The sequence below is a fragment of the Nostoc punctiforme PCC 73102 genome (assembly GCF_000020025.1).
Taxonomy (GTDB): Bacteria; Cyanobacteriota; Cyanobacteriia; order Cyanobacteriales; family Nostocaceae; genus Nostoc; species Nostoc punctiforme.
The window spans coordinates 2,211,731-2,235,511 of the sequence record NC_010628.1; the positions used below are offsets into that span (position 1 = coordinate 2,211,731).

A 23,781-nucleotide genomic window follows, 5' to 3' on the forward strand; every position below is an offset into this window, starting at 1 on the left:
TGCAAGTATTCCTATTCCTACGCAAGCAGTCGGTTCAAGTCCAGGTTTAGCACGTCGCTATGTTAAAGCTTTAAGTGTTCCTTTCTTTGAAACGTATATTGCTGGACAGCCAAGTTACCTTCCATACTTGAGTACAGGATACGTTAATAAAATTAGTCAACAGCCACTACCGTTAAGTCTAATTACATCTCTGACATCTGAAGAACTAAAAAAATATAAATAACTTCTAATAAAGATGAAGCCAACGCGTTTTATGCATCTACATTTTTGGATCATTTATTTTTTGGGTAGTCCCTAATGCAATAATTTCTTCAAAGCAGAAGCAGTCTACGAGATTGGTTAGTGCCACGATCAGATGAGCGTGCTGCTCAGGAATTTGTTTAATCAGCATAAGAATTTCTTTAGCATTTATTCGGAGCGCTGCCTGATGCAGTTGCTCAATCCAGTCGCTAGGCATGACGCTTAAATCTGCAACCGTTAATTTAGGTGTGATGAATGAAGCGTTAGAAGGCCAAGATGCTTTTTCCTGCTTTTCTCGTTCATCAGCATATACATAACGAACACCCAAATATTCAGCCATCTTTTCAAAAATTATGGTCGTCCGAAATGGCTTACGCACAAAGTCATCAAAACCTACGGACAGTGCTGTTAAGCGGTCTTCCTCAAATGCGCTTCCGGTCAATGCAATGATAACTGGGGTTTGAGCGCCTGCTGCTTTAATATGTTTGGTTGCCTCAAATCCGTTCATAATTGGCATCCGTAGATCCATCCAAATGAGGTGAGGCGACCAATTTTGCCAAAGTTCGATCGCAGCTTGACCATTTACCGCTTCCCGTACCTCAAAGCCAACGGGTGTTAACAACTCAACTAGAAGCTGCCGATTTTCTAGTTTATCCTCAACAATCAGAATGCGATAGCTGGGTTGTCCCTTTTCTAAACCGATAACTTGCCGACTTGGTGCAGGCGTTGGCAAGGTATCCATAATTACTGCACGAGTTCGGATATCAAAGGTAAAAATTGAGCCTTTTCCTAGCGTGCTATTCACCCTGATATCTCCGCCCATGAGTTGCACAAATCGCTGGCTGATGGGTAATCCAAGTCCAGTACCTTCCTGAGCTTTTTGTCCCGCCTCTGTTTGGACAAATGGCTCAAATAGACGATTGAAGTCAGAATCAGCAATGCCGCAACCCGTATCTTCGACGCTGAAGTTCAGGGTGATGGGTTCATCTGGTGTGATGTTTTGGTTAGGAGTTTCTACCCGCAAGGTTACTTGACCGATGCGCGTAAACTTAATTGCGTTTCCTAATAGATTAACTAGAACTTGGCGTAATTTACTCTCATCGGCACAGATGTATTGGGGGATGGTTGGCGATCGCTCCAAAATGAGTTGTAATCCTCTCGACTGGGCTTTCAATGCAAACATCTGTTGCAGACGATCCAAAAGCCCGTAGAGGTCAAAATTTGTTTCGCTGAGGATAACTCGACCTGCTTCAATTTTGGACATTTCCAATACATCATTGATTAAGGTCAGTAAGTCTTCGCCACTGCGGTTGATCGTGTCAAGATATTCTTGTTGCTGTGAGTTGAGCGATCGATTTCGCAGCAGCAGTTGGGTAAAGCCAAGGATGATGTTAAGAGGAGTCCGCAGTTCATGGCTCATATTAGAGAGGAACTGGCTTTTGGCGAGGTTGGCAGCATCTGCGGTTTCTTTGGCTTGCTTGAGCGCGGCTTCGGTTTTTTTCAGCTTGGTGATATCACGAGCCACCCAAAGAACTGTATTGTCAGATAATGGCGAAACACTAGCTAAAAACCAAGTTTCTCGATTCTTGTTTGATAAGTGGTATTCAACAAAAACATTTTTGCGACTTCCATCCGGGTTTCTGGGTTCTTCTCTCAGATGCAACGCTTGCTGAATGGCATCGAGTATTAAATTGGCGATTTCTTTTGGTAAAACCTCATCAACTTTTTTGCCAATGCGATCCATATCAGGCTTATAAGCGAAGGATTGTGTTAGCACATACTTTGTTTGCACATACTTTTGGTAACGTCCCTCTGCATCAAAAACCACTACCATATCAGTCATAGCAGCGAACATTAACCGGAGTTCTGCTTCGGATGTTTTTAGTGCTTCTTCTACTTGTCGGCGACCCCTTTGGGCAGCTTCGCTAACGCGAATTTCCCTCTGAAGTTGGGCATTTTTCTCACCGAGTTCTGTGGTGCGTTGCGTGACTCGGCTTTCTAATTCCTCGTTGGTTCGTGCTAGGGCTAAAAAGGATTCACGCAACTGATGGGCCATAAGGTTAAAAGACTCCGCCAAAGAGTTTAGCTCGGTTGTACTGTTCACAGAAACCTTTTGGTCTAAGTTTCCGGCGGCGATCGCTTTGGCTGTACTTCCCAGTCGGAGAATTGGCTGTGTAATCCAGTGAGCGGTAAGAATGCCCAATCCAGTTGCAAGTGCAAAGGCACATAGACAAAGTAAAATTGTGGAACGGGTATTCGCATTAATTTGATCCATGAAATCCCGTTCTGGGACAACTACGACGATTAGCCAGTCTAATCCCTGCTGCTTCATCGGTACAATTTGTAAAAATTGCCGTTGACCCTCAATGTCAAAATCTAGTTGTTGTTTTTCGGTAATCTGGGTTAAGTCTACAAAGTGTTGCTGCAAAAAATCAGCAGTGCGCCGCGTCAAAATATCACTACTGGCGATCGCCTGAACTCGAACCGGATTCTGATCTATGATTGGGGCTGTCGAATTTGCAATTATGTAGGGTTGTTGAGTGGCAGAACTCCCAACCAGTAATCCTGTCTGGCGTTCTAGGATGAAAGTTTCACCCGTTCGCCCGATTTTGAGAGTCCGCAGATATTGACTAATCCCAGTCAGTGAAAAATCGACAGCAGCAACGCCGAGCAGATTGCCACCATCATCATAGATCGGCAAGCTGGCATTTAGCACATATTTGGGTGTGGTAAACAGTTTATAAATTCCACCCCAGCTAGCTGTCTTAGACTTAACTGCCGATTGATACCACGGACGAGTTCGCGGATCGTAATTAGGTTTGGATCTTAAAAGTTGAGTGTAATGTCCTGGTTGGTCTGCGGCGTAAATCCGAATTTCATTCCCAGTGGACTTACCTGAAAGTTTCACCTCAAACTGACCATCATCCGCCCTTTGAACCGCAACGTGTTCACCATATTCTGACCCAACGTAAACTGCTGTTACTGTGTCAAACGTTTTCAGTTGATACCAAAGGTGTTGCTCTAATGTTGATAATTTTTGAATATTAAGTTCACCCAGCTTAATGGCATTAGCATTTAGTTGATTGATTTTATGAGGCGTTTCAACATATACCTTTAGGTACTGCTGAATTCGAGCTGTGATTTCATTTCGGAGTTGGATTGCAACTTCATTGACTGCTCGTTGCCCATTGTGTATTGATAGCCACCCAGTTAGCCCTACGGCTAGAGAAATTTGCAGTACAAACGGCACTACAAGAATGTGGCGCAACTGCACATTTTTAGTCAGCTTTGAAAGTTGAAGGGTGAAAGAAGGCATATCCGAATTCCTGAAATTAAACAGCAATGTTGGGGTAATAATATTTACACAGAAACCTCTTAATTTTGATGAATTCTATTTGGCATAATTATAGAAGATTAACTCTCTCAGATGATATTACCCTCTTGGGTAATATTGAAAACTAATACATCACCCTATTATGTGAGAGTTTGAATTTATCGAAACAGAATACATGCGTCAGTCGCCAGAATACAGGAAAGGTATTTTGTGCGACACAACGATCGACGGTAGTTGAGCGTAGCCGAAACTCAGTGCATCACTGGTGGATGAATCCAGGGCTTTAAGACCCCCACTAAATCTGCATATTTAGTGGTGCAACAATTCAGTGGCAGTTCTAAATCCCCCACTGATAGCGAGTCTTCTCCCAAGGGGAGACGCTAAGAGCGAGCGTCTTCATTCTGACTCCTGAATTCTGACTTCTGAATTCTTCTTCAACTTTTTAAAAGTTCAAAATCTCCTAAGTCCTTCTCCTTTAGGAAACGCTACACGTAGCTTGCTTGTACCGAGCTAACTCTGGCACACTGCCTAGCTACTCAATCTTGAAAAATCAAGCTAAAAAACGGCTAACAATAAGTTTCTAACTTGATTTAAATTGTAAAAAAATTATTTAAAATAATTAAAAGGAAAAATTTTTACGTACTCAATTTACTTTTAATTACTGCCAATAAAAAGGACTTAAGTAGCTAAACGGATATCAAACAATATTATAAATAAATGTAAATTTATCAGTGCCTTGGAAATTACAAGTATCATCAATAGATTTGTTACATGAATGGAATTTATTATCACTTCTAATCCATAATCTATTTACATTACGTTACCAGTAGCTTGATAATTAACGACTCTCTTAGCCCTTTGAGAAGTATGGAATTAAGCCAATCATCCAAGGGAGATATTCTCATAGTTGATGACACTCTGGATAATCTTCGCCTTTTATCAGCAATGCTTACCGAGCAAGGATACGAAGTGAGGAGTGTTACCAATGGTTCTATGGCGTTAATTGGTATACAAGCTCAACCTCCAGATTTGATTCTGCTCGATATTACCATGCCCGGGATGAACGGCTATGAAGTATGTCAGCGACTCAAATCTAATCCTCAAACACAAGAGATTCCTGTCATTTTTATTAGTGCTTTGAATGAGGTATTTGATAAAGTGAAAGCCTTTTCGGTTGGAGGCGTTGATTTTATTAACAAACCTTTTCAGATTGAAGAGGTGGTTGCCCGGATGGAGCATCAACTCAAACTTTGTCGCTTACAAATGCAACTCCAGGAGCAAAATCGCCGCTTGCAGGAGACAGAAGCAGAATTAAGGCGATCGCTCGATCATCAAAAAGCGCTGAATCAGCGCATCGAGGAAATGGTGGCGCTAGAAGAACGCAATCGCATTGCGCGTGACATCCACGACTCTCTAGGACATTCTCTCGTAGCGCTAAATGTGCAAATGGAAACAGCATTAACCCTTTGGGAAACCGATCTTAATCGGGCGCGATCGTTTTTATTAGCAGCGAAAAAATTGGGTTCTGAAGCCCTGCAAGAGGTGCGGGAATCAGTTTCGGCAATTCGCTCCGATCCACTCCACGGACAATTACTCGAAAATGCGATCGCTAACCTTGCAGAGGAATTCTATCACCTCACCGATGTCTTACCATACTGCAAAATTGATTTATCACAACCGCTTTCCGATTCAGTAAATCATGTTGTGTATCGCATTATCCAAGAAGGGCTAACCAATATTTATAAACACGCCAATGCCACAGCTGTTCAAATTAGAATTCAAACAACGGCGGCGGGGCTATCGTTGATACTCCAAGATAACGGTAAAGGCTTTGAATGCGATCAATCCGTTGCCGGATACGGACTCCAGGGAATGCGAGAACGAATGGCTACAGTAAATGCCCAGCTAGAAATTGTCAGTAAACCGGGCGCTGGTTGTCGGATTGTTGCTAACTTTCCCAGAGATGAGGGAGGAGGGGAATAAGGGGCCAGGGGGCAGGGGAGGCAGGGGAGACAGGGGGAGAAGAATTAATAAGGGACTTGCGTGAAAATAAAGTACCAGTAAACCGAGTTTCGACTGGTTGGTACACTATTAACCCGCAGATCCTTAACCAGTCCCAATGCCCAATTGTTAAATGTTGTAACCTTTCTCCAAGGGTTTCAGTTAATCCTTCATGAATTTTTGGAGATATCTATTGATCGTTCATCAAAACTAGAAAGAGATAATTACCATGAAAAATGATAAATCCTCTCCTATTCGCCTGTTAATCGTTGACGATCAGAGCCTCATTCGTCAGGGACTGAAAGCAATGCTAGAACAGGAACCTGATTTGGAAGTGGTCGGTGATGCTGAGAATGGTAAAGTTGCTCTAGAGCTTGTTGCAGAACTTCAGCCCGATGTGGTGCTAATGGATATTCGGATGCCAGAAATGGATGGGCGAACTGCAACAAAACTGATTATGCAAAGCTTTCCTAATATCAAAGTTCTCGTCTTGAGTACATTTGATGATGATTCTTATCTAACAGGGGCAATGCGTGCAGGTGCAAAAGGATATTTGCTTAAAGATATGCCTTCAAGTGAGCTAGCAGATGCAATTCGCTTTGGGCATTCTGGCTATACTCAATTTGGGCCGGGGTTATTTGATAAATTATTAGTTACAGAAGCAGCTTCAGCTTCAGCTAACCAAAATTCCGCTTCATCAAAGCCATCGGAAATTACCGCACGAGAACAAGAGGTTTTATGTTTGATTGGTGTTGGTGCAACGAACCGCGAAATTGCCCAACAACTTTATATTACCGAAGGAACGGTAAAAACTCATGTGACGAGTATTTTAAGCCGCCTCAATCTCAAAAATCGATCGCAACTGGCAATCTATGCAAATTCTGTTCTCAATCAAGAAAAAAAACTAGCCGGGAAGCTACCCGAATAAACCAGAGGGCGATAAAACAATTCTAGGACTAGCTCTTTCAAAGTGGGTAAAAATTTTGGTCAAAAAATTCCTCTTCAATCTCTTGACTCTGTGTTCTCTGCGCGGCAGTCGCTCATGGGGGAAACCCCCTTCTCTACGAGACGCTCCACGAAGGCGTTAGCCTCTCCCTTTGGGAGAAGACCGCGCTGCCTTGTCTCTGTGGTTAAATAAATTATTTTTAAACCGCAGAGGCACAGAGAAGCCAGTACGTTGGGCGGGTTCCCCGAGTAGCAACTGGCGTAGCGCAGAGAGAAAAAAGAGATTTTACGAGTCACCTTGAAAAGGCTAGTCTGAAATTCTTATATAAAATATCTCAACAAGGAGATTTTTATCTTGTTTGTTAATATTTATTGCTTAATCTTATAAAATAGGTAATCAGCCGTGTAATTTACGCTAGTTTCTCGATTTTCGGATGATTTATCACACCCTTGAACAGGAGCTTTTCCACCAACTGTATTGATCCGTTGAACCCAATTTACTTGGTGGAAGAGACCATTTCCCTCATGAGATTGCGCTTCTAATAATAGCCAGGGAATGGCATCGTCTTCTGGTGCATTTACCTTAGATTTCAATTTCCCTAAAACTTTGCTACCGTCTTTGGCTTCCCAGGTGGGGCCTGCATAATGCTTGCCCAAATCTTGCCCTTGCTCATCTAGTAACACGGCATCGGGAGCCTTAAGCGTCCATTCATATTGCTCAGGAGATTCTGATTTCGGTTTGCAGATATAGATTTGTGAACCCTTGGCAGATGCTTTTAAAAGAAGTTGCTCACCATTTGGGACTTTTATAGTAGCAGGGATCGCAGCTACATCCGCTATGCGTTGGGCAGGCTCCATAGTTCCTGCGATCGCAGTTTTTACAGAAACGCCCCACCCATTCAGCATCAGCAGCGAAACAACGAGGCTGCAATTTAGCTGAATAATTTTACAAAAAGTAGGTGACATAGTAGTTATCTCCTTCACTTGTGATTTTAAAGCTTTTGTCGCGCCATCAGTTGGGCAAACAATCCTGGTTGATTAGCGAGTTGATCAAAACTGCCTTCTTGGACTACACGACCATTCTCGAATACATAGATGCGATCGGCGTTGCGAATGGTACTCAGACGGTGAGCGATCGCAATTCGTGTCACCTTCAAACGCTCTAAACTTTGACTGACGATCGCTTGGGTGCGGTTATCTAAGGCACTGGTGGCTTCATCAAATAACAAGATTTTGGGTTTTAATACTAGCGATCGGGCAATCAATAATCGCTGGCGTTGCCCTCCAGAGATATTAGTTCCTCCTTCACTAATTACCGTGTGCATTCCCATTGGCATCGATTCGACATCTTCAGCAAAGCCAGCCATCCGCGCGGCTTCCCACGCTTCATCCATTGAGATCATCGCTCCACTGGCGATATTCTCAAAGATCGATGCAGATGTCAATCGGCTATTTTGCATCACAACTCCTAGTTGCCGACGCATTGCATGAATATCTAACCCGGTTAAATCTTGTCCGTCGTAATAAATCGTGCCAGATTCCGGGACATCAAACCCCAGTAATAATCGGAACAGGGTTGATTTTCCACTCCCCGAAGCTCCGACAAAAGCGATAAATTCCCCAGCTTCCGCATGAATGCTAACATCATCCAATGTCAAAGGCCCGTCATCTCGATACCGGAAAATCACATGATCCACAACCAATCGTCCAGAAAGCCGACCTGGATCGGTTTTTTCCGAGTCAACTTCCGGTTTGGATTCCAGAATCGGCTGCGCTCGTTCCCACAAAGGAACCACTTGCAAGACATCTATAATCGTGCCGCTGAGACTGGTAGCTCCACCGATAAATGTGCCAAATGCTGCATTAAATGCTAAAAATACACCTGTAGATAAACCACCTTCTGGGGAATTGGCTTGCTGAAGTAAACTGCTGGCGAACCAGAAGAGGATTGCTGTAGTCAATACAGGCAAGATTTTATTAATCACAGCCAGAGCATCTTCAATGCCTTGGGTACTCAGCATCCATTTGATTTGCTGACTATACTGTTTTCCCCAAAAAGCAAAGGCGCGGGCTTCTGCGCCTGCAACTCGCAATTTGCTAACGCCGTTGATTAACTGCACCATTACCCCTGAGAGTTGTCCTTGTAACTCTAGTAAGGGACGAACCTTCCGTAGAGTGTAAATTCCCGAAACCAGAGTAATAGTAATGTTGACAAAAGCAACAAGAGTGGCAATTAACGCTAGCGAACCGTTGTAATAAAAAAGCAGTCCTAAATTCAGAAACGCGAACAAACTGGTGAAAATACTTCTAAGAACCGTGCTACTAAGCTTTTGGCGGATTTGGCTAATGGCGCTTACCCGTGAATTTAAGTCTCCAGTTGAGTACTGACGGAAGAATGATGCTTTTAGATTCAATAACCGATCCCAGACTGCTGCTTGGGTGGAAGCATCGGCAAAGGTTTCCACGCGCATGATTGCAAAGCCTTGAGCAAGTTGAAACAAGGTGCTACCAAATGCAGTTGCTAGCAGCGCTAAGGCAATTTGCACTAATAAGCCGCGATTGGCATCAGGAATGGCACTGTCAATCAAGATGGCCATAGCTTGGGGGACAATCATTCCTAATAAACTCGTCGCCATACCCGCAGCCAAGACAATCAACAATTCCTTGTAGTGTCCTTGGAGAGCAAATTTCAGTAAATCGATGGTGGTGAGAACTTTATCAGGTAATGGGCGATAGAAGGTATAGCCCGTTAGCGCCAGTTTAATCGCACTTTTAGCATTAACCGGAGTGCGCGATCGCTTAATTGGATCAAAAATCTCATAGCGGGTATCAGACACAGGTAACAGCGCCACAGGATTGTTATCTTCTAGCGTGTAAGCCAGCATTGCACCGCAATCCTTCTTCCACCATTGACCTTGTAAAGCGATCGTTCGGGTTCGTAAACGAGAAGCACGAGCGATCGCTTGTAGCGGATCTTGAACTCGTTTCAGGTCTTCAGACTTAGCTGGTGGTCGAATCGTCACACCCAAAGTTCGCCCCACAGCACCCGCAGCAATCAGCAAAGCTTGGTCAAAATCATTGGCTTCAATTTGAGCAGAAGCGGCAATTTGTGGAGATTGCAGCAACGAGGCTAACTCGCCCAGCGTCTCCTTCATTACATGATCGTTGAGGTGTTGCCGTTCTTGAAATCGGTTTAATTCTACCGCTTTTTCTTGCTGTTCCAGAAGAAAAAGACTCTGAAGAAAGTAGACTTGAATTTGGAAAATCCCCCTCAACAGAGTATTTCCATCCTCAATCTCAGACGTAGTTAGGATTTCTAGCTCGGTTGTATCTTCAGCTTGAAACCACATATCTGCGCTCAACGGCACCAATCCTGATTGAGGCATGACTAAGAGTGTCTCAAACCCCATCCAAACCGCATAACCACGCTGAATTTGCACCCAGGATACCAGTTCTCGCTGTGGTTGGAAAATCTGACCATTGCTGAGTGAGAAATAGCGAACCCCTTCTTCTTGAAACGGCAGTCCAGGTGGAGTAATAGAAGACAGCGCCAATCCTAGTTGCTCAATCCATCCCTCTATTAAAGTTACGGCTTCACCATTGCGATCGCTAATAAATTCCCGAAAATCTTTCCTTGAAACTTTCATAAGTTCCGTTTCTTCAATCGACACCGCCAGAAGTTGATACGGTATCGGCTGAGAATCACTAATGATGCCAAACATTGCCTGTCTAGTTCGGGTGGTAAATAAATAGCGGCGACTTCCCTCAGCAATTCCCTCTTTCACCGGAATCGCAAACACCGCTAATGAACCCGATTTTACGATCCAAATCGTCTTCGGGTCATTGAGAATAATTGGCTCATTGCCTTTGAAGTGATAGTACTCTCCCGGCAGGGTAGCGCTGCGAATTTGATCTAACATATATATTCCTGCTCCCTAAAATTAATATAAAATCGAATAATTTTTGACATTTAACGTGTATACTTACCTCTTGCCTCATCCGAGATCGGCTAAAAATTTCAGACAAACATTAATCAACACCAACTCTCTAAAATGAAACAACAGATTTAACTCTGACCTTTCCGCAATTTTTAATTTTTGATTTTTAATTTTTAATTCTAATCACTCCTCCTGAGCCGCTTCCCCTTCACTGCGAATCAATTGCAAATACTTACCTTCAACCTTCTGCAATTCTTCATGGCTACCGCGTTGTACCACCTTGCCGCGATCGAAGACAATAATTTCGTCACAATCCCGAATTGTGCTTAACCGATGCGCCACAATTACACAAGTACAGCCACGCTCCCGGAGTCTCTGATCGATCGTCTTTTCTGCCTCGGAATCAAGCGCACTGGTCGCTTCATCCATCACCAAAATTGCCGGATTATTCACTAAAGTGCGGGCAATTTCTAATCGCTGTCGCTGCCCACCGCTCAAATTAGATGCCCCTTCTGCGAGGTCAGCGTTGTAGCCTCCAGGCATGGAAAGTACTACATCCTGAATAGCGGCATCTTTACAAGCGCGAACCAAGTTACTAAAAGGAACAGTCGAATCCCAAAGCGTAAGATTGTCGCGCACAGTGCCTGCAAATAGTGAGATATCTTGCTCAACAAGCGCAATTGAATTAGTCAGAATCGATCGCGGAATATGTTTTCTGGGTTTACCATCAAATAAAATCTCTCCCGCCCACTGTTCGTATAATCCACACACCAACTTGGCGACGGTTGACTTACCCGAACCACTGCCACCCACTAAAGCAACTCGTTGACCGGGTTTAAGTGAAAGACTAAAATTTTCGATTAAGGGAGGTGCAGAGCGGTTATAGCCAAAGGTGATATTACGGAGTTCAACATAGCCCTGAAGTCGAACGTTTGCGGCAGGTAGTTGAGTTGGCGATATACTAATGTCTCGCTCTACGGCAGGATCGATCGGATTGCGTAACACATCATCTAACCTACCCAAATTGCCTTCCATTTCCTGGAGTTCACCCGCTAAACTCACCAGATTATTTACAGGCTCTAAAAATCTTTGCATCAAGGCTTGAAAGGCAATGAGCATCCCAATACTGAGTACACCATCCATTACCCGTAGCCCTCCCACCGCTAGCAAAAGCATGGATGTAATGGAGGTGAGAAATGACGGCAATACACCTAGGTTTTGATTAGTCGTATCCATTTCTTGCCGAGCATTAATTGCCTTAGCGTAATAACCTGCCCAGCGCGAAAAGAATTCTGACTCTAGCCCGGATGCTTTGAGCGTTTCCATACTTTGCAGTCCAGAAATCGCTACTCCATTGACTTTGCCTTGTTCTTGCATTAATCGCAAGTTGGCATCGACGCGCTGCCGTGAAACCCATCGCCACACGCTGACATTCACGATTACAAAGGCAATGCCGATCGCAGTGAGAACGACATCATATTGCAACATGACTGCGGCATAAAAGATAACGGTGAAGGCTGAAATTACTGTCGTCGCTAATCTTCCTGAGAGCAGATTCGCCAAGCTATCGTTGAGGCGGACACGGCTACTAATTTCACCAGCAAATCGCTGATCGTAAAAACTCACTGGCAGCCGGAGAATATGCCACAAGAATCGGCTAGACATCCCCACAGCCAGCTTAATTTTCATGCGTCGCAAAAATTGCAACTGAAGCAATGTTAAAAAACCATTCAATATGGCTGTGAGGATCATCCCTAAAATTAATGGTCGCAACCAATCACTTCTGCCTTCAATCAAAACATTATCAACAAAGGCTTGGGAGAACGCAGGGATGGCTAATCCGGGAATCACTAACAGCAAACCAGCGATCACACAATAAACCAATGCTCCTAGAGAACTCTGCAATCGATCCCATAAGGATAATGTCAGGCTCGGTTTCCGTCCTCCTGGCTGGAATTCTGCACTCGGTTCACCAACTAGTACTACCCCGGTAAAAGACTGATCGAATTCTGGGAGTGAAACTGTGCGCGGCCCGGTGGCAGGATCGTTAAGATAAACTTTGTCTTTGGCAAATCCTTCGACTATTAGAAAATGGTTGAAATTCCAAAAGACAATATAAGGACATTGCAGTTTGCGTAACCCAGCTAAATCGACCTTAAAGCCTTTTGCCTGCAAACCATAGCTGCGAGCCGCATTGAGAATATTAGATGCTTTACTGCCATCTCGGGAAACACCACAAGCTTGACGGAGTTCTGCAAGGGGTACAATGCGATTATAGTATCCTAAAATAATTCCCAGTGCGGCTGCACCGCATTCCACTGCCTCCATTTGTAAGAGGGTGGGAGTCCGACGACGGCGATCGGGACGGCTGAAGAGCCGTTGAAATTTTTTAAATCGAAGCCCAATTTGTGATTGAATTTGCCGCATAATCAATACATTCCACTCCACGATCGCAGAATCGGAAACACAAAGGAAATCGGGGATTGTTCATCCACTTTTACACGCACTGAAGTAGTGGTTCCTGGTGTAATTTGGCTATTTGGCCCTTTAGAGGATGACCACCGAAAATGGCTTTTAGTCGAGGGATCTGGCTCAAGTTCCGCAAAAACTTGAATTTGTGCGCCTTCTGTGGTTAACCCTTGTAAAACTTCTAGACCACCGACAACACTTGATGCGCTTTCCTTACTAACCGGAAATGCAGAAATACTTGTGACTTTCCCGATAATACCACCAAAGCGTTCTCGTTTAACGGTCGAAGGAGTGACTTGCAACTCCATCCCCTTTTGAATCTTTTTGCCTTCGCTGACCGGGAAGAATGCCACCCCAACTAACTTATTCCCGGAGTCTCTAGCTTCGATTGTGCCAATGCGAGCGCCCTTTTCCAGGGTTTGTCCAGGAACAGCAGAAAGTTCTAGAATTCGTCCATTGAAATTGCTAGTAACCTGGCTGTTTGCCTTGATTTCTAATTTTAATTCTGCGATCGCTCGCTGGGTGTCTTGAATTTCTTTTCTTCGATTAGTAGAAATAGCTAAATCTTGTTCTGCTTGCCCAGCAAACTTACTGTCTAATACTGCTAACTGTGCTTGCAGTTCTTTTGTTGAATTGATATTTGCTAAGAATTCTCTTTCTGCATCCGCTTCTTTAACATTAAGTTGTTTGAGTTGCGATTCGATTTCATTGATTTTGGTTTTACTGTTGAGAAATTCCTGTTGCGCCTGAAGAACGGTATCACTCGAAACTGCTCCTTCTTCGCGTAGCTTTTGGCGAATGTCAAATCGTTCTTTGAACGTGGGCATCAAATCTCGCGTTGTCTGCAACTGTTCCTGTAAGTTCTGACGCTCTTGCCGAATCGACTCCAGACCTTTACTTCTGAGAATTGGTGTTAGTGATTGGGTTGTTTTGAGAGTTTGCAGGAGTGCTTGACGTTGTTGCCCAATTGCACCCTTATCTAAAACCGTTCGCTGAAGTTGCAGAGAATTGGCATTTTGGTCTTGTTCCTGAAGTTGAGCAAGCTTGACTCGTGCAAGTTTCAACTTATCTTGAAGTTCAGTTTGGTCGATTGTTGCTAGTACCTGTCCTTTCTTCACCTCATCGCCTGTACGAACAAAAAGCATGAGAATCTGCCCGGAACTAGGAGACTGGAACCCAACGACTTTGCTAGGAAAAACCACTACGCCTTGTCCAGCTACAGTAATGGGAATGCGACCAAAAACACTCCAAACAAGTCCAACAACAATTAGAGATCCCATCGCAGTTAACGGTATCCATTTCTTTGGTTGAACCACCTGCATGAGTTGATCGAGCCGCTCCGGGGAGGATAAACGATCGAGTGCTTCTTTGCGGAATAGATTGCTTTTGTTGGTCGTTACCATACTGACTCCATTCAAGTTGTAGAAATTTGTATATTAGGGAATTGGGAATTGGGAATGAGGGGAGCAAAGGAAGTCGGGGAAAATCAGAGAGAAGAATTAATAACCTATGCCCAATGACAAATGACCTAATTCCCGCGAATCTGCTTCAGCATCCAATCAAATCGAGTCCCAGCCAATGTCACTTGAGCCAAAAAGCTCGAACTCAGTTCATCTTCATAAGTCAAGCGTTCATCTAAAGATTTACCTGAGCTATAGTTAATCCTGCCGTAACCCAGACTATTGATGATTCCTTGCTGTTTATCTGCTAACAAAATCGCTAATACTCGATAAAATCGGGCAGCAAAACCCACATCGTGTAACAATTTGGCAGAAAGTCGCCATCTGGGAATCGATAACACAGTTGCATCCTCAACCGCCCGAATTGTCATCGCAGGTGGGCTGGCTTCGACAAAGGGCGTTTCGCCAACTATGTCACCCCGCGATAATCTTGCAAACTCCCGTTCGATATGATCTGTCTGTTCTAAAGTTGAAAAGGCGCGGGTGAGAGGATTGCTTGTATCTTCAGCAACGGAAGCCACCATCTTGCCATCTAATAAGATATAGAGAGCATCAACAGGTCTTCCGGCTTGAAACAACACCGTTCCCGCAGGAAGTCTCATAGCATTTCCTGCAACAATCATCCAACCAATATCGCTATCATTTAATTCTGCAAATGTAAATAAGATTTCTCGAATTTGGGGCTGAAAAAGCACGACTGTGCTTTGGCCAATTTGACCGATCATCTGCTCTAATCGGTGAGAAAGTAGAACTGCGATCGCTCGATAAAAATGGGCAGCAAATGTGACATCTTCCTGCAATTTTTGAATCAACTGCTGCTGAGGAATCATCAACACAAGCGACTTTCTAGCGGCTTTGACTGTAGTTGAAGACTGGTAGGAGGCTAAAAAAGGCATTTCTCCTACAACTTCACCATTTGCCAGCAGTGCAACCTCTCGTCCTGACAGTTCGCCACCTTCAAGGGCGGCAAATGCCCGACCAATGGGATTATCGTCAGCCTGAGCGACAGAAACGCTTAATGCACCATCAAGCAGAATGTAGAGAGCATCAACAGGTGTTCCTTGGCGGATGAGAATCGTACCAGCAGTAATTTCTTCTCTTTGACCCGTTGCCAATATCCAGTCAATATCGCTATTTGTCAGTTCCTTAAGTAGAACTTCTGTCATAATTTAACTTCCTTACGTTCTGCTAACGGGAGAGAAATAGAGAGGGGTAATTCGTAATTCGTAATTTAATTTATGGTTCAGATATAGGGAAGCCTTAACTTAGACTTTCCGCAATTTTGAATTTTGAATTGTTTAACTCCCCATTGCGCGATTGAACTAGGTTGATGAGTTGCTACAGGTTTTTAGCATCAATCACCGCGACCTTCATTCGGCTCAACGCTTATTGGTTTATTGTCATTCCAAGAAGGAAACTTTATATTCTCAAGCTTTTTTGCGATCGCTTCAGACAGATTGTTATATTTATCCTCCGTAGGATACTCACCTGGATAATGCTCGCCTACGGCAATACCACCCGAAATATTTGCGAGTTCTTGAGGCGATAGCTCTTGTGATTCATTTTGCTTTTTGTTTTCCATTGCCATTTTTTTCCTTGTCATTTCATTTATTACTAAATTTGCCTAATTTTCTGAAAGTGAAATTATTAATCACACAAGAATAATTTCAGAACGCAGTTGAGCGAAACTTGTCCAACTGCAATTGATTGATTTGAGAAACTCCGTTTATGTAGAACCTTCGATCGCAGATATATCTCCAAACAACTCACCAAGAACCTTTAGATCCTCTGTTGTCGCGTCGGTGATGGAGAGGTGGAACACAGAAGAGTCTGTTGTCTCTGCATGAAAAGCCGACCGTTTTGAGTGAAACCCTCGTCCTCGTGATGTTTGTTGGCTAAATCCCCTTGTCGATCTATGAGATCGTATAGATGTAAACTGCAAATTGAAACCACCAGCTAAATCGTCTAACTCTTCATCTGATAGTTCGATCGCTTCATCATTCGGAGTAATTTCGTCACCTGACATAGAAGCTCCTTGACCCCACATGTTAAATTTAAATAAGGCGGAGGGAGTTAACCGAGTGGCTGCTAGGCTCATGGTTAACAACCCCTCCTGCTCCTGAAATTTGTCAAACTGAGAAATCCAGATCAAGCTTCAGGGCTAGAAATACCAGCTTCCTTAAACTCTCTAAGGTCTTGCTCAGAGAAAACGCTCACTTGAAAGGTAACGCTCTTAATGCCGCCTTCTTTAGGAATTTCCACAAAACCAAACTGAAAATCTTCGGCATTTGCGTTTGTTCCCAAGACATCGCTAGTTGCGCCACCAGCAATATAATCAAGTTCTTGATTGGATAGTTCCAGCATTTCATTAGGCTGCACATTTTCCATGATCTTTGTCGTTCTCCTTGTGATGTTGATTATGAGCCTAGAAAATTACTAGGAATTCCGCTAGGAAATTCTTCTCCAGTGAATTTGATTTCGCGCAAATCTTGTTGAGATATAGTAGTTTCCTGACTGTTGAAGGATGCAATGCCGCCATCAGCACCGATAATCACTGCACTAGTTTGCTTATCCGAAAAGTTGAAGTTGTGAGCATCAACAAAGCTAAAAGCACCACCAGCAACGTTGTCCAATTCCTCAGCAGATAGTTCTACGGGCTTAATGTTGTCAGACATAATGTTTTCTCCTCAATTTGTGATATGTGTTAATTGAGTTCTAGTTACTAACTTTCAATAGTGGTAGGAAAGAAGCCAGTTGCTTTGATTTCGTGCAAACTTTGATGAGATGTAGTAGTTTGTTGAGCGGTGGAAGAGCCAATCCCGCCATGAGGACCAAGCACGGTTTCACTAATTTGTTGATCTAATCTGTTGTCGTTGTCAGCATCAACAAAGCTAAAAGCACCACCAGCAACGTTGTCCAATTCTTCAGCAGATAATTCTACGGGCTTAATGTTGTCAGACATGATGTTTTCTCCTTAATGTGTAAAATGTGTAATGTGTATGATGTGTGTTGTATCAAGCAGAACGCTTTATTGAGTTCTGCTCTGTGTAATTAGTTACTAACTTTCAATAGTGGTAGGAAAGAAGCCAGTTGCTTTGATTTCGTGCAAACTTTGATGAGATGTAGTAGTTTGTTGAGCGGTGGAAGAGCCAATCCCGCCATGAGGACCAAGCACGGTTTCACTAATTTGTTGATCTAATCTGTTGTCGTTGTCAGCATCGACAAAGCTAAAAGCACCACCAGCAACGTTGTCCAATTCTTCAGCAGATAATTCTACGGGCTTAATGTTGTCAGACATGATGTTTTCTCCTTAATGTGTAATGTGTATGATGTGTGTTGTATCAAGCAGAACGCTTTATTGAGTTCTGCTCTGTGTAATTAGTTACTACTTTTCAATAGTGGTAGGAAAGAAGCCAGTTGCTTTGACTTCGTACAAACTTTGATGAGATGTAGTAGTTTGTTGAGCGGTGGAAGAGCCAATCCCGCCATGAGGACCAAGCACGGTTTCACTAATTTGTTGATCTAATCTGTTGTCGTTGTCAGCATCGACAAAGCTAAAAGCACCACCAGCAACGTTGTCCAATTCTTCAGCAGATAATTCTACGGGCTTAATGTTGTCAGACATGATGTTTTCTCCTTAATGTGTAATGTGTATGATGTGTGTTGTATCAAGCAGAACGCTTTATTGAGTTCTCTCTGTGTAATTAGTTACTACTTTTCAATAGTGGTAGGAAAGAAGCCAGTTGCTTTGACTTCGTACAAACTTTGATGAGATGTAGTAGTTTGTTGAGCGGTGGAAGAGCCAATCCCGCCATGAGGACCAAGCACGGTTTCACTAATTTGTTGATCTAATCTGTTGTCGTTGTCAGCATCAACAAAGCTAAAAGCACCACCAGCAACGTTGTCCAATTCTTCAGCAGATAATTCTACGGGCTTAATGTTGTCAGACATGATGTTTTCTCCTTAATGTGTATGATGTGTGTTGTATCAAGCAGAATGCTTTATTGAGTTCTGCCCTGTCTAATTAGTTACTACTTTTCAATAGTGGTAGGAAAGAAGCCAGTTGCTTTGACTTCGTACAAACTTTGATGAGATGTAGCAGTTTGTTGAGCGGTGGAAGAGCCAATCCCGCCATGAGGACCGATAACGGTTTCACTAATTTGTTGATCTAATTTGTTGTCGTTGTCAGCATCGACAAAGCTAAAAGCACCACCAGCAACGTTGTCCAATTCTTCAGCAGATAATTCTATGGGTTGAATGTTGTCAGACATGATGTTTTCTCCTTAATGTGTAATGTGTGTTATTTATCAAGCAGAGAGAGTGATTTACTGCTTAGTCGCTTACCGCTTCCCTCGCTTGATGTCTCTACAATACGAAATCAACTTAGCTATGTACATCTGAAAAACGTCTAGGATTTCACCTAAGCGAAGTAAGTAGATGTCGTCTAACTTTCGCTATATGGTATTGGGCAATGCGTAAGACTTTCGTCATAGGCTAACCCAGCTAGTTACTACAAAAGTCATGGATTTGCTTTCAGATGTGGCATTTCACTGCAATATCGTAGTATGACTAAACGTGGAAGCACGAATGCAAAATTAGGATCGGTCCCAAGAAATGAGAGCATTCTACATCCATCACTAAATCAACTAAATTAAGAAATTATAGTTATCAGTCTCTAGCAATGTTGTAAATAAAAACTCAAACAACAATGTTTAATAGATTCAAATTAGCAACTAAATTTACTTTACTTTTATTGCTGGTGTTCATCGGCGCGATCGCAGTTAGTGGTTTTGCTTTATCTCATGCACTTGAGCAAAAAGCAGAAGCCGAAATTGCTTATCGCAGCCAAGTTATTGCAGAAACTATGAACTCAGTGAGGAACTATACACACACGCGTATCAATCCTCTTCTGACACCAATGCTGGACACTCAAGCCACATTTCTCCCTGAAGTTGTTCCCAGCTTTGCAGTAAGAGAAGTGTTTGAAAATCTTCGGAAAAACGAAGATTTTAAAGATTTTTTATACAAAGATGCCAACCTAAACCCAACTAACTTACGAGATAAAGCAGATGTATTTGAAACGGAACTTATCGAACGATTTCGCAAGGAACCAGGGTTGAAAAACATATCCGGTTTTCATGAATCTTATGACGAGAAAATGTTTTATAACGCTCGTCCATTTTCCATTAATAATCCAACGTGTCTACGCTGTCATAGCACTCCTGAAGTTGCTCCAAAAAGTCAGATTGCTAGTTATGGTTCAGAAAATGGCTTTGGGTGGAAACTCAATGAAATTTTAGGCACACAAATTATTTATATTCCTGCCAAACAAGTCTTTGAGGATGCTCATCGTGCTTTTGTTTTATTCATTAGCTTATTTATTACGATCTTCGCCATCATGATTTTGCTCATTAATTATTTGTTAAAGCGAAATGTACTACAACCGCTTAAACCAATGGCACAACTTGCTCAGAAAATTAGTATGAATGAGATTAGTGTCGAAGAAGCACAAGAGTACGATCGTGAAAAGCTAACATCGATTGTGCAACGTCATGATGAATTAGGACAATTAGGACGAGTTTTTCAACGCATGGTGCATGAAATTTCTGCCCGTGAACAACAGTTCAGACAACAGTTGCATACACTGCGTATAGAAGTTGATGAAGCTAAACGTGCGCGTGAAGTTGCAGAAATTGCTGAATCAAAAACATTCCAAAAATTGCAGGAGGAAGCAAAAGCAATCAGAAATAAACGGAATACTCCAAATTAATAATTAAGAATTACGAATTAAAAATTAGTATTGAGGATTTATTATGTCTGAAATTATTTCCATTCACTCATTCCGAGGCGGAACTGGTAAGTCAAATGTTACGAGTAATCTTGCTGCCCTAATCGCTCGTTCTGGAAAACGAGTTGGGATAGTTGATACAGATATCCAATCTCCAGGAATCCACGTTCTATTTGGTCTTGAACAAGAGCGAATTCGCTACACATTGAACGATTATCTATGGGGTCGTTGTCAAATTGAAGAAGCCGTTTATGACGTTAGCGCCATTCTCAAACAAAAACAAACATTTTTTGGTCGCCAGGGAAGTGTTCATCTAATTCCTTCCAGCATTAAGATGAGTGACATTTCTCGAATCTTGCGCGAGGGCTATGACGCACGTCGACTGAATGATGGTTTACATAATCTAGTTCGCCGTTTAAAACTTGACTATCTGTTGATCGATACTCATCCTGGCATTAACGAAGAAACGTTACTATCTATTATTCTTTCTGATGTCCTGGTGCTGATTCTCCGTCCAGATAAACAGGATTATCAAGGTACAGCAGTGGCGATAGATGTTGCTCGTAAGCTAGAAGTACCTAAAATGCTAATAGTGATCAACAAAGCTCTGCCATCTTTAGATTTCAAAGAGTTAGGGAAACGAGTGGAGAATACCTACAAAACCCCTGTGGCTGGAATACTCCCTGTTTGTGAAGAGATGTTTGAATTAGGGAGTGGTGGAATCTTCTGTTTGCGGTATCCAGATCATTCATGGACTCAAAAAATTAGTGCGATCGCCAAACAAATCACTGGTTCTGGAGTTAGATTGTTTGCCAAATAAGCGTTAGTTATCAAGGGTGGGTACTAGGGTGACAGATTTGGAAACTAGACGAGTGCATTAACTGGAGCAGTATTATTGCTCAGAGCTATCCTAATTCGTAATTCCCTACGTGTAAGCTTGCGCCTACGTAATTAAGTTTTGACCATAATAACTGTGCAATTACTCTTGCGAGAAATATTTTCTGCAATATTTCCTTGAATTACCTGTTGTAGTAGACTTTCACGGCTAGCTCCCAAAACAATAACATCACTGTTGTCTTGCTGGGCGCATTCAAGTACAGCCTCAGAAACAGAATTGGCTTGGACTGGAGTCGCCACCACTTTACCTTTAACTCGGCGTTGGAGAAAGTGAACAGATTTATCTAGTAATGTTGTGTCAGGTAGAGACTTAGTAGGCTGGAATATTTGACATAGATTGATTTGGGGGGATTTACTTAAGGAAGCAAGAGCAGGTAATAACCGAATTGCTTGGCTGGAGTTAGGACCACCTGCCATTGGCAACAACCAACGGTCAAAAGCTCTTTTATCATCCAATTTGGCCAAGACAACATCACAACCTGCCTGTCGAATTATGGTATCTACCACTCGGCTGAAAACTCTACCAGGAGTTGATGTAGTACCTTTCCATCCCATTAATACCAAATCGATATGTCGATCTTTGACAGTCTCCAAAATTGCTCCAGCGACATTATGGGTAACTCGGATCTGGGTGTGAACGGGAATCCGCCACTTTTCTCCTAACAGTATTGCTTTCTGTAAAAGCTCAAGGCTTTTGGTAATTTGTACTGGTGTTTCAGATGGGATACGGTTAGATGGAACAATAATTACTTGTAGGCATTCTATTTCGTAATTGTTAGCTTTAGCGATCGCCCCAGCCATTTCCAATAAAGTCTCGGCTGTCTGTGGATGCGAAAGTGGTACTAGTAACCTTCCTTTGCCTGTAGCCGGAGCGCGAGTTTGGTAAATCACATAAGAAGTTGCTGATTTCGATTCTATCTGTTGGGTGTTACCATTCAACCTCTCTGCTTCTACACGGATAATATCACTACGAGTAATAATTCCTACTAGCTTCCGACCTTCTGTAACAGGCAAGCAGCTGAGGTGATAACGATTGAGTATATGCAGCACATAAGCCAGCGTCGCTGTGGGACTCGCTGTTACTGGCTCTGGTGTCATAATCTGGCTGATAGTTGTATTTCCACTTAACTGTTGCGAGGCAAGATTAACTAAATCTTTCTGAGTGACAATGCCAACAACTTTACCTTTTTCTAAAATTGGGAAGTTGCGATGATGAGAGTCGGAAAATGCCTGCACTGCCTCATCAATACTCATCTGGCTAGATAGGGTTTCGACACGTCGCTGCATTACATCTGCGGCACTTATTTGTGCTAAAATCCCCTCTGTGCCTGGCTCTTTTGTAATGTGAATCCCTTTCCACTCTAGTAGAAGGTCATAGAGCGATCGCGGGTCAATTTTTTCTGCTACTAAATAAGCAATCACAGATACAATCATTAACGGTAGCACCAGATTGAAATCTGTCGTCATCTCAAAGACAATGACAACTGCTGTAATCGGCACTTTAGAGACGGCGCTAAAAAGTGCAGCCATTCCCACATGAGCGTAGGTTGTTGCAGCACTCATTCCCAGCAAACTCTGTTCGGCAGCACCAACTAAGTAGCCAAGAGCAGCGCCCAAGACCAATGTGGGAACCAGCAAACCCCCTGGCGCTCCTGAGCCGTAGGTTAAAATAATTAGGGTAAATTGGACTAAAAGAGCGATCGCTGCAAATAGCCAATTCCCACTACCTACAAGCAAAATTTCTCTCAGCCCAGCATTATTGCGAAAGGTGATAGGTAACAGAGCGATCGCAACACCAGTTACTAACCCCACAATTCCAATTCGCCAGGGTAAACTCAGATTTAGTAAACGCCGATTAATTGCCAGACTTGCAAGAATACTTTTATTAAACAGAATGCCTATTAGCCCACCTAGCACCCCCAAAATCAAGTAGAAAGGGATTTCCTGAGCGAAGAAAGTGGTATGTGAAAAGCTTAAATCCAGATGATTCAGATCCAAGCTGTGACTACCATACAACCGGGAGATGACTGAAGCGATGAAAGAAGCCAAAATCGCAGTGCCAAGAGTGATACCTGACACATCTTGGAGTAATTCTTCCACTACAAACAGGACACCTGCGATCGGTGCATTAAAAGCCGCTGCTAATCCAGCCCCGGCTCCAGCGGCGATCAGTTGGCGGCGATGCTCTGGTGAAGTCGGTACCCAATTACTAAGTTGATTTGCCAAAGCTGCCCCAATTTGGACAGTTGGCCCTTCCCGTCCTAAAGGCATTCCAGAACCCAGCACTAGTGTAGCGCTGACCAGCTTGACCAGAGCGATTCGCAGATTTAATGGCATCGGCACACGAGCCAATACGGCTTTGACTTCAGACATCCCACTACCTGATGCTTCAGGTGCGAAGCGCTCTACTAGCCAACCAGCTAAGATTCCCCCTACCAGTCCAATACCTGGTAGTACCAAGTAGGCAGGCCAGATGTAAGAAAGATGCACTCGCCATGCTCCCGCCCAGTCTACCGCCTGTCCTAACAGAACTGCTGCTAGCCCAGAAACTAAACCAATTATGCAAGCTTCAACGAAAGCCAAGCGCCTTGGTCGAAGCAGCTGACGGGAAAGCCTCAACCACAGAATTTTTCCCCTTGCTAACATATTTTTAGTAATCACTTCTCATATATTACAACTGCAAAAATCTCAAAAATATTTTTTTACGTA

20 protein-coding genes are annotated in these 23,781 nt (G+C 43.1%); 4 read left to right on the forward strand and 16 right to left on the reverse strand.

What is annotated here, in order from left to right:
* Window positions 1-259: 259 nt before the first annotated feature.
* Window positions 260-3,556 (reverse strand): ATP-binding protein, encoded by a 3,297-nt coding sequence (locus NPUN_RS09120; RefSeq protein WP_012408478.1) that lies wholly within the window; start codon window positions 3,554-3,556, stop codon window positions 260-262.
* An 885-nt stretch (window positions 3,557-4,441) separates the two neighbouring features.
* Between NPUN_RS09120 and NPUN_RS09125 the strand changes: the two genes are divergently transcribed.
* Window positions 4,442-5,557 (forward strand): ATP-binding response regulator, encoded by a 1,116-nt coding sequence (locus tag NPUN_RS09125; protein ID WP_012408479.1) that lies wholly within the window; start codon window positions 4,442-4,444, stop codon window positions 5,555-5,557.
* Between the two features lie 247 nt (window positions 5,558-5,804).
* Window positions 5,805-6,503 (forward strand): response regulator transcription factor, encoded by a 699-nt coding sequence (locus NPUN_RS09130; RefSeq protein WP_012408480.1) that lies wholly within the window; start codon window positions 5,805-5,807, stop codon window positions 6,501-6,503.
* A 386-nt stretch (window positions 6,504-6,889) separates the two neighbouring features.
* Here the strand turns inward: NPUN_RS09130 and NPUN_RS09135 are convergent, their stop codons facing one another.
* From NPUN_RS09135 to NPUN_RS09200, 14 genes are all read right to left on the reverse strand, one after another.
* A complete protein-coding gene (locus NPUN_RS09135; RefSeq protein ID WP_012408481.1) occupies window positions 6,890-7,486 on the reverse strand; it encodes a DUF3455 domain-containing protein in 597 nt (198 codons plus the stop codon).
* 26 nt (window positions 7,487-7,512) lie between these two features.
* The gene (locus NPUN_RS09140) at window positions 7,513-10,440 is read right to left on the reverse strand and encodes an NHLP bacteriocin export ABC transporter permease/ATPase subunit (protein WP_012408482.1); all 2,928 of its coding nucleotides are present in this window, start codon (window positions 10,438-10,440) and stop codon (window positions 7,513-7,515) included.
* A gap of 201 nt (window positions 10,441-10,641) precedes the next feature.
* Complete coding sequence (locus tag NPUN_RS09145; protein ID WP_012408483.1) at window positions 10,642-12,885, reverse strand: NHLP family bacteriocin export ABC transporter peptidase/permease/ATPase subunit; 2,244 nt, start codon at window positions 12,883-12,885, stop codon at window positions 10,642-10,644.
* A gap of 2 nt (window positions 12,886-12,887) precedes the next feature.
* The gene (locus NPUN_RS09150) at window positions 12,888-14,330 is read right to left on the reverse strand and encodes an NHLP bacteriocin system secretion protein (RefSeq protein ID WP_012408484.1); all 1,443 of its coding nucleotides are present in this window, start codon (window positions 14,328-14,330) and stop codon (window positions 12,888-12,890) included.
* Between the two features lie 125 nt (window positions 14,331-14,455).
* Window positions 14,456-15,553, reverse strand: coding sequence for a cyclic nucleotide-binding domain-containing protein (locus tag NPUN_RS09155; RefSeq protein ID WP_012408485.1), 1,098 nt, complete (start codon window positions 15,551-15,553; stop codon window positions 14,456-14,458).
* 188 nt (window positions 15,554-15,741) lie between these two features.
* Window positions 15,742-15,969, reverse strand: coding sequence for a hypothetical protein (locus tag NPUN_RS09160; RefSeq protein ID WP_148220276.1), 228 nt, complete (start codon window positions 15,967-15,969; stop codon window positions 15,742-15,744).
* 144 nt (window positions 15,970-16,113) lie between these two features.
* Window positions 16,114-16,485 (reverse strand): hypothetical protein, encoded by a 372-nt coding sequence (locus NPUN_RS09165; RefSeq protein WP_012408487.1) that lies wholly within the window; start codon window positions 16,483-16,485, stop codon window positions 16,114-16,116.
* 50 nt (window positions 16,486-16,535) lie between these two features.
* Window positions 16,536-16,775: a hypothetical protein gene (locus tag NPUN_RS09170; RefSeq protein ID WP_012408488.1), complete on the reverse strand. Its 240-nt coding sequence runs from the start codon at window positions 16,773-16,775 to the stop codon at window positions 16,536-16,538.
* A gap of 29 nt (window positions 16,776-16,804) precedes the next feature.
* Window positions 16,805-17,062 carry a CTB family bacteriocin gene (locus NPUN_RS09175; protein ID WP_012408489.1) on the reverse strand — a complete coding sequence of 86 codons (258 nt, stop codon included), beginning with the start codon at window positions 17,060-17,062 and terminating at the stop codon, window positions 16,805-16,807.
* Between the two features lie 47 nt (window positions 17,063-17,109).
* Window positions 17,110-17,349 (reverse strand): CTB family bacteriocin, encoded by a 240-nt coding sequence (locus tag NPUN_RS09180; RefSeq protein WP_012408490.1) that lies wholly within the window; start codon window positions 17,347-17,349, stop codon window positions 17,110-17,112.
* Between the two features lie 96 nt (window positions 17,350-17,445).
* A complete protein-coding gene (locus NPUN_RS09185) occupies window positions 17,446-17,685 on the reverse strand; it encodes a CTB family bacteriocin (RefSeq protein WP_012408490.1) in 240 nt (79 codons plus the stop codon).
* Between the two features lie 87 nt (window positions 17,686-17,772).
* On the reverse strand, window positions 17,773-18,012 hold the full coding sequence (locus NPUN_RS09190; protein WP_012408491.1) for a CTB family bacteriocin: 240 nt from the start codon (window positions 18,010-18,012) through the stop codon (window positions 17,773-17,775).
* Between the two features lie 86 nt (window positions 18,013-18,098).
* Window positions 18,099-18,338, reverse strand: coding sequence for a CTB family bacteriocin (locus NPUN_RS09195; protein WP_012408491.1), 240 nt, complete (start codon window positions 18,336-18,338; stop codon window positions 18,099-18,101).
* Window positions 18,339-18,418: 80 nt separating this feature from the next.
* Window positions 18,419-18,658, reverse strand: a complete 240-nt coding sequence (locus NPUN_RS09200) for a CTB family bacteriocin (RefSeq protein WP_012408492.1) — start codon at window positions 18,656-18,658, stop codon at window positions 18,419-18,421.
* A 437-nt stretch (window positions 18,659-19,095) separates the two neighbouring features.
* Between NPUN_RS09200 and NPUN_RS09205 the strand changes: the two genes are divergently transcribed.
* A complete protein-coding gene (locus tag NPUN_RS09205; protein WP_012408493.1) occupies window positions 19,096-20,157 on the forward strand; it encodes a c-type heme family protein in 1,062 nt (353 codons plus the stop codon).
* Window positions 20,158-20,200: 43 nt separating this feature from the next.
* Entirely contained in the window at window positions 20,201-20,995 is a 795-nt protein-coding gene (locus NPUN_RS09210) for a MinD/ParA family ATP-binding protein (RefSeq protein ID WP_012408494.1), read from the forward strand.
* A 131-nt stretch (window positions 20,996-21,126) separates the two neighbouring features.
* Here the strand turns inward: NPUN_RS09210 and NPUN_RS09215 are convergent, their stop codons facing one another.
* Window positions 21,127-23,718: a chloride channel protein gene (locus NPUN_RS09215; protein WP_012408495.1), complete on the reverse strand. Its 2,592-nt coding sequence runs from the start codon at window positions 23,716-23,718 to the stop codon at window positions 21,127-21,129.
* Window positions 23,719-23,781: the final 63 nt, after the last annotated feature.